This window comes from Denitratisoma oestradiolicum (assembly GCF_902813185.1).
Taxonomy (GTDB): domain Bacteria; phylum Pseudomonadota; class Gammaproteobacteria; order Burkholderiales; family Rhodocyclaceae; genus Denitratisoma; species Denitratisoma oestradiolicum.
This window is the reverse complement of record NZ_LR778302.1, coordinates 65,441-77,797: the sequence shown is the minus strand read 5'-3', so window position 1 is coordinate 77,797 and position 12,357 is coordinate 65,441. Positions and strand designations below refer to the sequence as shown.

Sequence of the window (12,357 nt, the reverse complement as noted above, 5' to 3'; positions counted from 1 at the left end):
ATCACGGACATCGTTGGAACCGTCTACTTGCGAGCAAAAGGTTCTCTTCGACCGCGAGCGCGGTGATGCCCGGCCGTTGGATGTACGCGCGAAGGCGGCCGCCGGCACCTTCGAGCATCTGCGCTTCGAGGTCGAGGGCCATACGCGGGCCGCCATGGACCGGCGATGCTTCATCGCCTCGGCCGTCTATGGCCCTGATGCTCCTGAAACGTGCTTTCTGCGCGCTTGGCGCGACCGTGTGTTGATGCCGGCGGCGCCCGGGCGCCTGTTTGTGCGCGGGTACTACGTGCTGTCGCCAGCCGTGGCGCGGTTCCTCTCTCGCCATGGCTTGCTCGCCGCTGCGATCCGCTTGCTACTCAACGGCATCGTGCGGCTGCTGGGGATGCCGCGATGAACAACCTGGCCAGCTTCATCTTGTTCGGTCTGGCCCTGGCACTGGCCGCGTGGACGTTCCTCGTCTGGCGTGGCTTCTCCCAGGATTGGTTGCCCGATGAACTGAAGGCCGGCCGGGTTGCGCAAGTCGAACGGAACCTCCGGGCCGACCATCCTTACCGGGTCATCGGCCGACCCGACCAGGTGTATCGCCTTCCGGACGGGCTGCATGTCCCCCTCGAAAACAAGAACCGCGATGCCCACCGCGTCTATGAGACCGACATCGCGCAGCTTTCCTTGCAGGGGTGGCTTCTGCGCCGCAATGGCCTACCCACCGCTGCCTTTGGCTACGCCGTCATCAACAACCGGACCACGCGCAAGCGCAAGGCCATCCGTGTTGAGCTGCGCGACGACGCCTACTGCGAACAATTGATCGCGCGCTACCTCGCCATCATCGAGGGGCGCGCCCAGGCCCGCAAGAGCCGAGGCCCGAAATGCAAGAGCTGCGGCCATGCTGGAGCTTGCAACTAGCTTTTCCCACCCATCATAAATTGAGGCACACCATGAACATGCGAGAACGCGAAACCCGTCTGATGGAATCCTTCGTGGCCCTGCTGGGCGACCACCGTAAGGACTTCGAGGGCTTTGTCCGTGACGTTGAGAACGTCCGCTATTGCCATACCCCCATCGACGGGCAGCAGCTCGCGCGCTGCGAATACGCCTTGCGCAACATGGAAATGCGGCTGCTGACCATCCATCGCTGCATCGACAGCAAGCAGTACGGCAATGGTCCGCTCGATGATCTGGTGAAAACCAAGAACGAGTGGGAAGGCATGAAGGCGCGAGTCGATAGCTACTTGCAGGAAATCCAGCAGGTGATCGAGGCCACGGCGACCGCCTTGCGGCCCGTTCGGCGCACGCTGGAGCATTCTTGAGTCAGTGCGACAAATCGCCTTAAAACCCTTGTCGCGCCGGCATTTTTGTTTCTATACTGCTGTCAGTTAGAAAGCAATACGTGATATCCTTGGCATACCGGCACCCTTACCGAACTGGAGCCCGTCATGACATTTGACCTCGATCTTCTGGACCCCTCGCGGCCGCCGGCCGCTGACGATCCGGTGCAGCTTCGCCGGGAGCAATTCGCCCTGGCCAACGCCTCGCTGGCCCTCGAAGGCATGAACGCTGACGCGGCCGATCTTGAGATCCAAGAAGCCGTTGCTGCGGGTGCGCTCACGTCCGACGAGGCGGTGGCGCTCTACCTGGAGCGCGCACGCAAGGGTGCAGGGTCATGACCGACCAGCAAGAGGGGTACACATACCCCGGCACCCATGTCCTCAAGAACAAGGCCGAGCTTCGAGACCTGGCGGAATTGCAGCGGTTCGAGCGCGGGGCTACCGCGATCCGCATTCAGGAGTTGCGCGAAAACCCGGTGAAGGGCAATTACGACTTGGTGCATCTGCAAGCCATTCATCGGCAAGTCTTCAAGGATGTTTATGAGTGGGCCGGCGAGGTTCGCACCGTGGACATCGCCAAGGGGCCGGCGGGCGACCGAACCCTGTTTACCTTCAAGGAAGACATCCCGGCCAAGGCCGCCGAGGTTGCTGCCACCATCAAAGAGGCTGGCTACCTGCGCGGAACCGACAAGGCACAGTTCGCGGACAAGATGGCCGAGGTGTACGCGGGCCTCAATGAAATGCACCCTTCCGCGAGGGTAATGGACGGGCGACGCGCGAGTTTCTTGGGCAGCTTGCCAAGGAAAGCGGCTACCACCTCGATTACAGCAAGGTCGACAAACAAGTCTGGAACGAGGCCGCCAAACAGTCTGTACGAGGCGATTTTGCCCCGATGCGTGAGGTGTTCTACGAAATCACGACGGTTGAACGCGCCACGGCTTTCGAGAAACTGCCCTGGCGCGAGGCGCTGGCCAAACATCCCGAGCTGGACGGCGCCTACAAGATGCTCGCGGATGCGCAGCGGGCCGGCCAGGACGTGAATTTCCTTCGTGCCGAGATCGCCAACGAGTTGCACACCGGCCGCGCCGTGGGCGATGGCGTGTCAATGGAGGAATCGCGCCGGGTCATCGAACATGCGGCCGTCTATCGCGGGTTGATGGTGCGGGATGCCGGTGCGTTGGGTGGCCAGTATCGGGGCGACGTGGTGGCCGTCTCGTCCCATCACGTCATGCTGAAAGTCGGCGACATGATCGCCGTGCGCTACGAGCGCGAAAACCTCGACCGCGCGGTGCACGTCGGGGATCGCCTGGCGATCCAGCACGGCCATGACAAGAGCCAAGTCTATGAGCAGGGCAAGGAACCTGCCCGCGATCGCGGGCGCGACATGCAGATGGAGCGTGAGCGCGTCCTGGAGAACCACTGAACTTTCGCGCGCGAAAGCGCGCTGCATGGGAGGTATATCAATGTCCGAACTATTCAACCGAACCGGCGTGCGCTACGAAGTGGCGTGTGACGTGCTGGGCGCGATCATCGCCCACCATTCCGAAGCGCTCGCGCTGGAGCGCGAGAAGCCCATCCCCGATGACGCCGTGGTGGCGGGCATCGAGGCCGACAAGCGCGCCCTGCGCGCCCTGCGCGACGGCCTGGACCCGAAAGATGCTGCCGCCATCGAGACCGTGATCCAGCAGTACGGTCCCCAGGCGCGCGAACTCTACCAGCAGTAAGCGGGAGGGGGCATGGCTTCGGATATTTCCAAGTACGGGATGGAGACGGCCTACAAAGGCGTAGAGCGTGACGCGCTGGCTGAGACCCAAGCCCAGGACAAGCCCAAGGCGATCTTGCTAGGAGGCCAGCCCGGCTCCGGCAAGTCGGTGCTGGCCGCCGAGGCTGCGCGCGAGCTGCGCGACCAGGGCGGCGCCGTCGTGATCGACGCCGACCGGATGCGGGAGGAAAACCCGCGCTACAAGCAGCTCTCCCGAGACGATCCGCAGCACGCGGCCGACCGCACGCAGAAGGAAGCCGGCGAATGGGCGACCCGCCTCACGATGGCGGCCGCCGAAAACCGCCGCAATCTGGTGGTCGACGGCACGATGCGCAGCCCCGAGAACATCCGCGATCTGGCCGTGCGACTCAAGGAAGGTGGCTACGAGGTCGAGGCCCGCGTCATGGCCGTTTCGGCCGAAACGTCGATGACGCGCGCGCGCCTGCGCTTCGAGGAACAGGTGGCCGAGCGCGGCACCGGCCGCTTCGTCAACCGCGAGCAGCATGACGGTGCCTATGTCGGCATGGCGCAGACCGTCGCCACCCTGGAGCGTGAAAAACTCGTCGATGCGGTGCGCCTGTACGACGCCCAGCAGCGGCCGATCTACGAGAACCGCCAGGAGCGTGGCGAATGGCAGCATGCGCCCGACGCCGCGCGTGCCCTGGAGCAAGAACGCAGCCGGCAGTGGACACACGCCGAGCGGCGCGACCACGTTTCCGCCCTGGAAGACATCCATGCGCTGGCCAAGCAGCGCGAAGGCGTGCGGGACAACGTGACCTACACCGTCCGCACGGCGTCGGATGGCAAGGTCATCACGGAAACCCACAACGTCTACGAGGCTGCCAAAGCCTTCCGCGACGCCAAGGCTGAAGACCAGCCGTCATTGATCCGCAGCGAGCGCGGGCTTACTGGCCGTGAATCCGCCTCGGTGCCTGGACAGACCAGCTACACGGAAAAGGCCGGTGTCCGGGAATACGGCAAGTGGATCGGTGGCAACGATGAAGACCTGAAGCGCGCCTATGCCGAGGTTCAACGGCCAGAGTCGGAACGCAGCATGCGGCCTTTGCTGGCAGATCGGGAAGAGCTGGCCGCCAAGCTCGATGCGGCGCGTGCCGACTTGGCGCGGTTCGAGCAGAGCCCCGCCTATCAGCGCGCGCAAGCGTTCGATCAACTGCCAAAGAAAGAGGCCCTGGAGCGCCATCCCGAGCTGGACGGCGCCTATAAGCACCTGCATGAGATCAAGCAGAGCTGGGGGCCGCAGACCACGCAAAACGACCGCGAGTTGTCCTATTTCAATGCCCGTGCGGAACTGTCCGGGCAGCTTCATCAAGGCCATGTCCCCCAGGGCAACGTCACGCTTGACGAGTCCAAGCGCGTGACTGACTTGGCCGCCAACCATCGCGGCCTGATGGTGCGCGAGGCGGGCGAACTCAAGCAGGACGTGAAGGGGGAGGTTGTGGCCACGTCCTCGCATCACGCCTTGGTAAAGATGTCCGACATGGTGGCCGTGCGCTACGAGAAAGGCCAGTTGGACCGCGACGTGCAGGCCGGCGAGAAGGTTTCCATCCAGCACGGCAACGACAAGAGCCAGGTCTATGAGCAGGGCAAGGAGCCGGCCCGCGATGCAGCGCGCGACATGGGCCGCGACATGGGCCGATAAGGGGAAGCAGCATGGCCGTCTACCAGATCGGCAACCAATCCATTCATTCCGATGATCCGGCTTTGCCGGAGGCGTTGGCCGCCATCTACGCCGCCAAGCAGCGGCCGCTTTGCTTGTGCCGCCACCCAGGTATCGAAATGTACGTGGCCAAGGTCGAGGACAAGTATTTCATCAAACGCATGCCGAATTCTGGTGGCGATCATGCCCCGGCATGTGACTCCTACGAGCCGCCGCCCGAGCTTTCCGGGCTGGGCCAAGTCATCGGGACCGCGATCCAGGAGAACCCCGACGAAGGGACAACGGCCTTGAAGTTCGACTTCTCGCTGTCCAAGGGTGCCAGCCGTTCCGCTCCGGCGCCCAGCGGCAAAGAGACCGATAGCGTCAAGACCGATGGCAACAAGCTCACCTTGCGCGGCACGCTGCATTACTTGTGGGAGGAAGCGGGGTTCAACCGTTGGGCGCCCACCATGGCCGGCAAGCGGAGCTGGTACGTCATCCGCAAGTATCTGCTTCAGGCGGCCGAGGACAAGACGGCCAAGGGCGCGAGCCTGGCCGGCATGCTCTACATCCCCGAGTCGTTCAATGCCGAGAAGAAGGCCGAAATCACACAGCGCCGCATGGCGCAGATGATGCGCATCGCCGCACCCGAGAAAGGTGCGCGGCGCCTGATGCTGGTCATCGGCGAGGTCAAAGAGCTGGCCCAGGCGCGCTACGGCCACAAGATCGTGCTCAAACATCTGCCCGACTGTCACTTCATGATGAATGACGACATCCACAAGCGCTTGCTCAAGCGTTTCGAGATCGAGCTGGGCTTGTGGGATGCCTTGGAAGGGTCGCATCTGATGATGATCGGCACCTTCAGCATTGGGGCCACGGGTGTGGCTTCGCTCGAAGAGACCGCGTTGATGTGCGTCACCGAGCACTGGATTCCGTTCGAGAGCACCTACGAGAAACTGGTCCTCGATGCGCTGACCCAGCAGAACCGGCGCTTCATGAAGGGCATGCGCTACAACTTGCCGTCCACGCGGCCGCTGGCGTGTGCGGTGGCCTCGGACACTGAGCCGGAACCCACCGCCATGTACGTGGTGCCCCCTGGCGCCAGTGACGACTACCTGGCGGCCGTCGATGAGCTGGTGGCCGGCAGCAAGTTGGTCTCGTGGGTCTGGAAGGCCGGCGACGAGCCTATGCCGCCGCTACCGGCCCTGCCGGCGTGACGCCCATGCCGTACTGCCCTGCCCTACTGCTTACCTCAATCGCCGTGCGGTTCTGTCTTTCGCGCGCGAAACCGCTTTTCCCACTCCACCAACAACAAGGACTTACTGCATGAACCGACAAGATCTGATCGACGCCATTGCCGCCGACACCGAATCCTCGAAAGCCGCCGTTGGGCGCTTCCTCGACAGTTTCATCAACCAGGTGCAAGGCACCGTGGCCAGCGGTGACGCCGTGAAGTTGAGCGGCTTCGGTACGTTCGAAAAAGCCAATGTCGCCGCCCGTGCCGGGCGCAACCCGAAGACCGGCGAGACCATTTCCATTCCGCCCACGGTGCGGCCGCGCTTCACGCCGGGCGCCACCTTCAAGGCACTGGTCAAGGGCTGAGGCACACCATGAAGACCTCCCCTGCCCTATCCGCAACTGAGGCGGCGGTCTTGCGCGCCCTGCTGGGCGGGCCGGTCTCGGGCGCGCAGCGCCTGGCCGAAGCGGCCGCCGGCTGCCGTCTGTCGGCCGACCTTGCGCGCGTGCATCGCCATGTTCTGGCCATTCGGGCCTTGGTGGTGCGGCGCTATGTCCGCTCGCGCCCGGACCACGGCCGCGCCCGTTTGGAAATCACGCGCGCCGGCCGCCGGGCGCTGCGTCCGGCGTCGCCTCGCCTCGCCTTGTGGTTCTTGACTCCAGTGATGGCTTTGGCCGCGAGCGCCTGTACCACCACCCCGCCGGCCGCGCCCTCGCGCATGCCGCTGATGGGCTACCCCACCATGACGGGTTTGGCCCAGGTGCGCGATGCCAAGACCGGCGAAGCGTATTTCGTCCCCTGCAATCCCTGCGCATCCCCCACCGTCAAGACCCTGGCCGGCGCGGATGACGCGCGCCCCGCTGCGGCAATGCCCCGCCGGCAGGCCCTGGAGGGCGTGGTTGATCGTCGCGCCGTCCTGGAGAGTCTGGCGGCCCCTCCTGCGCCCGCTTCCGAGCCGACGCCTGCCCCTGCCGGCGTGCTTTCGCCGCCTGCCTCAACCGCCGCCGTGGCCGCCGCGACTGGCTTCACCGCTTCCGCCGCCACCGTGATCCCGCAATCTCTTGTGGTGGCGGCCCCCGTCCCGGACAAGCTGGCCGTGCTGTTCGCCTCCGCTTCGGCCGAGCTGGACGCCGAGGCGCTGCGCGCCCTGGCACCGCTGCTCCGCGCGGCGGCCCAGGGTGGCCACGTCACCATTCGCGGCGGTGCCGATGCTTCTGGTTCGACGGCCGCCAATCGCACGCTTGCCGCCAAACGCGCGGCGGCCGTTCGCGCCGCCTTCCTGGCGGCCGGCGTGCCGGCGGCTCGCCTGAAGGTATCGGTTTGCGCGACCTGCTACGTCGCGCCGAATGCCACACCGGACGGCCGGCGCGCCAACCGCCGCGCTGACGTAGAGCTGGCCATGCCGTCCCAGGCTGAGACTGGCGATGCCGCCACGCATAAGGGGTGATGTCGTGAGGCCACTACTTTCGTTCGCTATCGCGCTTGCTTGCATGCCGGCGCTGGCCACCGATCAGCTTCCCGCTCCCTCGCCTGCACCCGTTGCCGCGCCTCAACCTGTGGCGCCTGTCGATGTTGCCGTGTCCGGCGCCTTTGACGTGGCGGCCGACCTCGGCCGTACTGTCTATGTCGAGGCTCTGGCCAGCTCGCACCTCACGGGCGTGCTGCGCGATGCGCTTGCGCGGCGGGGTTTGTCTTTGGTCGCTTCGCGCGACCAAGCGACGGTTGTCTACGAGCTGGACGGCGCTTTTCAGGCGCTGCGGCCGGCGACTCAGCGCCGGGCCGACATCCGCTTGGGCGACTACGCCGAAAATCCGGCGCCGCTGACCACCAAAAGCGGGCGCGGCCCCTCTGTGATGCTGTCGCTCAACCCGCTGGCCATCTTGATCGGCACCATCGCCTCGAACGTCGGCAATGCCACGGGCGCGCAGGATTCGGTCAACGCCGCGACGGCCGGCGATCCTGACGGCAAATGCCTGTCCAAGTGCGACGAATGGCGGTACAAGCAGCGCAACGTCGTTACCCTGACGCGCTCCGGCCCGGACGGTACGGCGACGTGCTCCGCACTCGCCACGGTCGAGGACGCGGCCTTGCGGCCGGCCGAGCTGATCCAGACCTCGCTCGATGCGCTGGCCAGCGCTATCGGCTTGCCCGACGCCTTGGCCGGCGCCGTCGCCCGGCCGTGACGCTTCGCTCGCCGCGCTTCCTGATCGCCCTAGCTTGTGCTGCCACCCTGTCGGCGCCTGCCTTCGGCCAGGCTCGCCAGTTTCTGGTGTATGACGGCAAGAGCTATGGGCCTGACCAGCTCGACATTGCCGCCGTTTCCCCGGTCGCTGTCGCGGCACCCAAACGCCTGTCCAATGGCGATTTCGCCGTGCCGCGTGCGGCCGATGGCCACTTCTACATCGCCGGGGCGGTCAATGGCTTCCCCGTGGTGTTCATGGTCGATACCGGGGCGCGCTTCACGACCGTGCCGGCGCGGCTGGCCAGCAATGCCGGCATCCGCGTCGGTCGCGTCACCGTTTTCGAGACGGCCGGCGGCCGCGAACGCGGCGGCCTGTCGGCCGCCAACGTCCTCGCCCTCGGGCCGTTCACGGTGCCTGATGCCGCCGTTGCCGTTCTCGACCGCCTGCAATCGCCTGTGCTGGGCATGGACGCGCTCAATCGTTTCCAGATTTCCCATGCCCACGGCTTCATGACCCTTCGTCCTGCCCCATGAACCCCCCTACCCCTCGCGCCTGGGTGCGCTTGCCGTCCGGGCGCCGCCTCGACCTGATGAATCCTGATCCCGCCGCATGGCTTGACGAGGACTTGGCGATTCGCCTGGCGCGCACTTATCGCTGGGGTGGCGAGTCCGTTTGGCCCTGGCCGTTGTCTGTGGCCCAGCATTCGCTTTTGGTGCTCGCTTTGCGCCGGCAGTGGTCCGATGCCCCTCTGAGCCGTTCTGACGCGCTCCTGGAGCTTCTACATGACGCGGAAGAGGGGTTGTTGGGGTTCGACTGCATTTCGCCCTTGAAGGACGTGCTGGGCCTGTCTTTCCGGGCGGTTTCGTCTCGCCTGATGGCTGCCATTTCCGCGCGCTACGAGCTGCACGCATGGACGCCGGCAGCGCACATCATCCACAAGCAGGCCGACTCGGTAGCGGCCGCCTCGGAGGCCGTGCATTGCATCGGCTGGCCTATTCATGAGGTCCGCGATGTCCTGGGGATCGTGCATCCTGTCCTCGATGTCGATCCGCTGGCTGAGACCTACGGTTGCCGACCGTGGGAGCCGTGGCCGGCGGATGTTGCGGCCGAGCGATTCCTGGGCGCATTGGAATCGTTGAGGGCTGTTGAGCTGGGCCAACTTGAGGCCCAAGCCTGACCCCTTGGCGTCTCCCCTGCGGGGCCGGGCTTTCGTGCTGCGCATCGAGCCGTCGACCGGCGAGCCGGTCTAGTCTCGCCCCTGGCGGGCTTCAATCCCTGACGCCTTCGCGCCTGCGGCGCTGCGCGCTGCGCTTGCCTCCTGGGGGATCGCTACGCGAACCCCCGCCGCGCGGGCTTGGCGTCCCCCTGGGGCGCCGGACAGGGCGAGCCCTGACCGGCTGGGCCTGGCGGCCTGGTCGGGCGACTTTCGCGCGCGAAAGTCGGGAACGTGGATCTGAATCCGTGGTGTGCCGGCGCTGGTGCGCTGAATCCGCTTCGCGCGGGGCCGCACTGCACCGCTCCCTTCGCCTTGATTCGTCGTCATGGTGCCCTCCGGCCGGGCTTCTCCGGTCAAGGGCCGGGCTGCGCCCTGAAATCCTCACCCGTTCGGTGCTCGCCTGCGGCTGCGCTCCGCGTGCGGCTTCCGGTTTCACCCTTGACCGCGCCCGTCCTGCGTGCCCCTGGACGCCGAGGCGATAGGTAGACGGTGCAGTGCAAAGGCCGGCCCCGCGCTCCGCTGGCCATGTGGGTGCTCGAAGGGGGTAGCGGAGCATGCGCCCCTGCGGGGCGACGAACGGCGAGACCTTGGGGGCCTGTTCCGGCCTCCAAACCCCGGCCCGAGGGCTCCAGGTTCCGGTCGGCAGGGGAAAAGCGCAAGGCCGGGAGGGTGCAAAAAAAGATGGTTTTTCTTCGTCAAACTATTGACGGTCAATAGTTCGCGGGGTAGAATGACGGCATTGCTTGAATGCTTGGAGTGATTCGATGCCTCGCTACCGTCAATACCGTTTCGACAACTGCGCCAACACATTGGCCGAGGCCATCGAGGCCGCCAAGCGGGCCGCTGACAACTTCGGCCTGCCGCAGACGGTGTTGCGCAACACCGATACTTGCGGCTGGTGGCACTCCAACCCGTTTGCCCGCTCGATAGCCGTCTCGGAGCTGCACGCAACGTACTTGCCTGCGCGCTACTTCTCTCACTGATGCTACCGGGTGATGCGATGCGATTCCAGCGCTACGGGCACTTCGAGTTCCGCGATACCGACCGCAAGCGGTCGGCTTTCCTGCGCAAGCAGAAGGCCGAACGTGAGGCGTTGCCGTTGTTTGCCGACCAGGTGGCGGCCGCGCAGATCGGTGTCGATGAGGAAATGCAGGCACGGCGGCGCCAGTGGGAGCGCGACCTGGCGCGTAGCCGTCAGCGGCAGGCCGATAAATGGCGCGAGGCGCGCCGTCGCATCCGCACCTACCCTGAACCCGTCCGTGCGGCCCTGCTGGGTTACTGGCAAGCCTGTTGCTGGCCTGGCGATCCCGTTTATTTCCTCTCCATGCTGCACATGTACGACCACGGCCGCTTGCAACTCGACGTGCCGGCGCTGACCCAGGAGTGACCATGCCCCAGCCCCTCATTGACCATCTGGCGCGCGCGGCGACCTTTTATCGCGACCAGCTTCTCAGCTCGCCTCATGCCATCGCCTATCTGAAGTCTCGCGGCGTGCGCGGCGACACCGCCGCCCGTTTCCGGCTGGGGTATGCCCCGGCGGGGTTCCAGGCGCTGCGGGCGGCTTTCCCGGACTACGGCGACCCCGCCTTGCAGACGGCCGGCTTGGTGGCCATGAACGACGCTGGCCGGCGCTACGACCGTTTTCGGGATCGCGTCATGTTCCCCATCCTCGATGATGCCGGCGACGTGATCGGTTTTGGTGGGCGCGTGCTGGAGGGTGATGGGCCGAAGTATCTCAATTCACCCGAAACCCCGGTTTTCCAGAAGGGGCGCGTGCTGTTCGGGCTCACCCAGGCGGCCGATGCCATTGCCGCGACTTCGACGGTGTTTGTGGTGGAGGGCTATCTGGATGTCGTCAGCTTGGCGCAACACGGCGTACAGAATGCCGTGGCCACCCTGGGGACTGCCACGACGGGCCAACACGTTGAACGGCTGCTGTCGCTGGCCCGGCAGGTGGTTTTCTGCTTCGACGGCGACGACGCCGGCCGGCGGGCTGCGGCGCGCGCCCTGGAGGTTTGCTTGCCCCACGTTACCGACGCGGTGTCGATTTCCTTCCTGTTCCTGCCGCGTGAACACGACCCGGATAGCTTCGTGCGCGCCAAGGGTGCTGATGCCTTCCATGACTTGGCGACGGAGGCGGCTTCGCTCGAAGGCTTCTTTCTGGCCAATGCCATGCAGGGCTCTTCGCTGGAGCACGCCGAGGGCCGGGCGCGGCTGGTGGCCCTTGCCAAGCCGGGGCTTCAACAGATCGTTGCGCCGGCCTTGCTGCGCCGCTTGCTCGATGCGCTGGCGCTTCATACCCGCTTCACGGCCGCCGAGCTGGCCGAGTTGTGCGACTTGCAAAATAATCTTCGTTGTTCTATTGACCGTCAATAGTTCCATGGTAGAATTGTCTCCATCGGCAGTGGTTGGACGGCCGATGAACCCCGGCAAGACTGTGAGCAGACAGTGGGGCGCTTTAACCGAGCTTTCGCGTGCGAAAGCGACGATCCGCCAAGACCATCATCAACTGACTTTAGGAGCTTCGATCATGCGCAACACCGTTTATGCCCGCCTCTTCGACCGTCTGGCCGACCTGATTCCGTCCCTCCATTCCGCGCCGGCCGGCGCGGTGTTCTGCGCCCCGCCGCGCATCCCCGACGACATGGCGGTGTATTGCCACATCGCGGACGTGGAGGGCGACATGCGTCTGATCGAGCTGGCCGACGACAACATCAAGAGCGGTACGGTGATGCCGGCGCCGTGGCTCAAGCTGCGCGTGGACCTGGCCAACAAGCTGGCCGAAGTGCTGGAGATGGAAGATGCCTTCGGCTACCAGGTGATCTATGCCGGCGGCAAGGCCGTGAATCCGCGCCGGCCGCAGATCAACCTGTACGCCATGAACTGGCTTCAAGTCATGGTGAATTTCGAGCTGTGCTTTCAGCCTGCCGACGTGTCGGTGACCGCCTGATCTGCCTACTGGAAAGGACGAACGATC

17 protein-coding genes and 1 pseudogene are annotated in these 12,357 nt (G+C 65.3%); all 18 read left to right on the top strand.

Annotation, left to right across the window (positions count from 1 at the left end; genetic code table 11):
* Nucleotides 1–13: 13 nt before the first annotated feature.
* The 18 genes and pseudogenes from DENOEST_RS19570 to DENOEST_RS19490 all read left to right on the top strand — a co-directional run bounded on the left by DENOEST_RS19570 (nucleotide 14) and on the right by DENOEST_RS19490 (nucleotide 12,330).
* Nucleotides 14–394 (top strand): CFI-box-CTERM domain-containing protein, encoded by a 381-nt coding sequence (locus DENOEST_RS19570; protein WP_232096613.1) that lies wholly within the window; start codon nucleotides 14–16, stop codon nucleotides 392–394.
* The gene (locus tag DENOEST_RS19565; protein WP_183148386.1) at nucleotides 391–903 is read left to right on the top strand and encodes a PD-(D/E)XK nuclease family protein; all 513 of its coding nucleotides are present in this window, start codon (nucleotides 391–393) and stop codon (nucleotides 901–903) included. Before DENOEST_RS19570 ends, DENOEST_RS19565 begins: the two co-directional genes overlap by 4 nt.
* A gap of 32 nt (nucleotides 904–935) precedes the next feature.
* Nucleotides 936–1,307 carry a hypothetical protein gene (locus tag DENOEST_RS19560; RefSeq protein WP_183148327.1) on the top strand — a complete coding sequence of 124 codons (372 nt, stop codon included), beginning with the start codon at nucleotides 936–938 and terminating at the stop codon, nucleotides 1,305–1,307.
* Nucleotides 1,308–1,433: 126 nt separating this feature from the next.
* Nucleotides 1,434–1,664: an antitoxin VbhA family protein gene (locus tag DENOEST_RS19555; RefSeq protein ID WP_183148385.1), complete on the top strand. Its 231-nt coding sequence runs from the start codon at nucleotides 1,434–1,436 to the stop codon at nucleotides 1,662–1,664.
* A pseudogene (locus DENOEST_RS20370) lies at nucleotides 1,661–2,014 on the top strand (Fic/DOC family protein); the annotation flags it as partial. The gene DENOEST_RS19555 and the pseudogene DENOEST_RS20370, both read left to right, overlap by 4 nt.
* Before the next feature lie 203 nt (nucleotides 2,015–2,217).
* Nucleotides 2,218–2,748, top strand: a complete 531-nt coding sequence (locus DENOEST_RS20365) for a KfrB domain-containing protein (RefSeq protein WP_232096638.1) — start codon at nucleotides 2,218–2,220, stop codon at nucleotides 2,746–2,748.
* 40 nt (nucleotides 2,749–2,788) lie between these two features.
* Nucleotides 2,789–3,049: a hypothetical protein gene (locus DENOEST_RS19545; RefSeq protein WP_183148324.1), complete on the top strand. Its 261-nt coding sequence runs from the start codon at nucleotides 2,789–2,791 to the stop codon at nucleotides 3,047–3,049.
* A gap of 12 nt (nucleotides 3,050–3,061) precedes the next feature.
* Nucleotides 3,062–4,747, top strand: a complete 1,686-nt coding sequence (locus tag DENOEST_RS19540) for a zeta toxin family protein (RefSeq protein ID WP_183148384.1) — start codon at nucleotides 3,062–3,064, stop codon at nucleotides 4,745–4,747.
* A gap of 11 nt (nucleotides 4,748–4,758) precedes the next feature.
* Nucleotides 4,759–5,961 (top strand): DUF1173 domain-containing protein, encoded by a 1,203-nt coding sequence (locus DENOEST_RS19535; RefSeq protein ID WP_183148323.1) that lies wholly within the window; start codon nucleotides 4,759–4,761, stop codon nucleotides 5,959–5,961.
* A gap of 109 nt (nucleotides 5,962–6,070) precedes the next feature.
* Nucleotides 6,071–6,346 carry an HU family DNA-binding protein gene (locus tag DENOEST_RS19530; protein WP_183148383.1) on the top strand — a complete coding sequence of 92 codons (276 nt, stop codon included), beginning with the start codon at nucleotides 6,071–6,073 and terminating at the stop codon, nucleotides 6,344–6,346.
* 50 nt (nucleotides 6,347–6,396) lie between these two features.
* Nucleotides 6,397–7,428 (top strand): OmpA family protein, encoded by a 1,032-nt coding sequence (locus DENOEST_RS19525; RefSeq protein ID WP_183148382.1) that lies wholly within the window; start codon nucleotides 6,397–6,399, stop codon nucleotides 7,426–7,428.
* Nucleotides 7,429–7,471: 43 nt separating this feature from the next.
* Nucleotides 7,472–8,164 carry a hypothetical protein gene (locus DENOEST_RS19520; RefSeq protein WP_183148322.1) on the top strand — a complete coding sequence of 231 codons (693 nt, stop codon included), beginning with the start codon at nucleotides 7,472–7,474 and terminating at the stop codon, nucleotides 8,162–8,164.
* The gene (locus DENOEST_RS19515) at nucleotides 8,161–8,697 is read left to right on the top strand and encodes a retropepsin-like aspartic protease family protein (RefSeq protein ID WP_183148321.1); all 537 of its coding nucleotides are present in this window, start codon (nucleotides 8,161–8,163) and stop codon (nucleotides 8,695–8,697) included. Before DENOEST_RS19520 ends, DENOEST_RS19515 begins: the two co-directional genes overlap by 4 nt.
* Nucleotides 8,694–9,341 (top strand): phosphohydrolase, encoded by a 648-nt coding sequence (locus tag DENOEST_RS19510; protein WP_183148381.1) that lies wholly within the window; start codon nucleotides 8,694–8,696, stop codon nucleotides 9,339–9,341. Before DENOEST_RS19515 ends, DENOEST_RS19510 begins: the two co-directional genes overlap by 4 nt.
* A gap of 803 nt (nucleotides 9,342–10,144) precedes the next feature.
* A complete protein-coding gene (locus tag DENOEST_RS19505; protein WP_183148380.1) occupies nucleotides 10,145–10,363 on the top strand; it encodes a hypothetical protein in 219 nt (72 codons plus the stop codon).
* A complete protein-coding gene (locus DENOEST_RS19500) occupies nucleotides 10,363–10,767 on the top strand; it encodes a hypothetical protein (protein WP_232096612.1) in 405 nt (134 codons plus the stop codon). The genes DENOEST_RS19505 and DENOEST_RS19500 overlap by 1 nt, the downstream gene beginning before the upstream one ends.
* 2 nt (nucleotides 10,768–10,769) lie before the next feature.
* Nucleotides 10,770–11,756 (top strand): DNA primase, encoded by a 987-nt coding sequence (gene dnaG, locus DENOEST_RS19495; protein ID WP_183148379.1) that lies wholly within the window; start codon nucleotides 10,770–10,772, stop codon nucleotides 11,754–11,756.
* A 154-nt stretch (nucleotides 11,757–11,910) separates the two neighbouring features.
* Nucleotides 11,911–12,330 carry a hypothetical protein gene (locus tag DENOEST_RS19490; RefSeq protein WP_183148378.1) on the top strand — a complete coding sequence of 140 codons (420 nt, stop codon included), beginning with the start codon at nucleotides 11,911–11,913 and terminating at the stop codon, nucleotides 12,328–12,330.
* The last annotated feature ends 27 nt before the right edge of the window (nucleotides 12,331–12,357 follow it).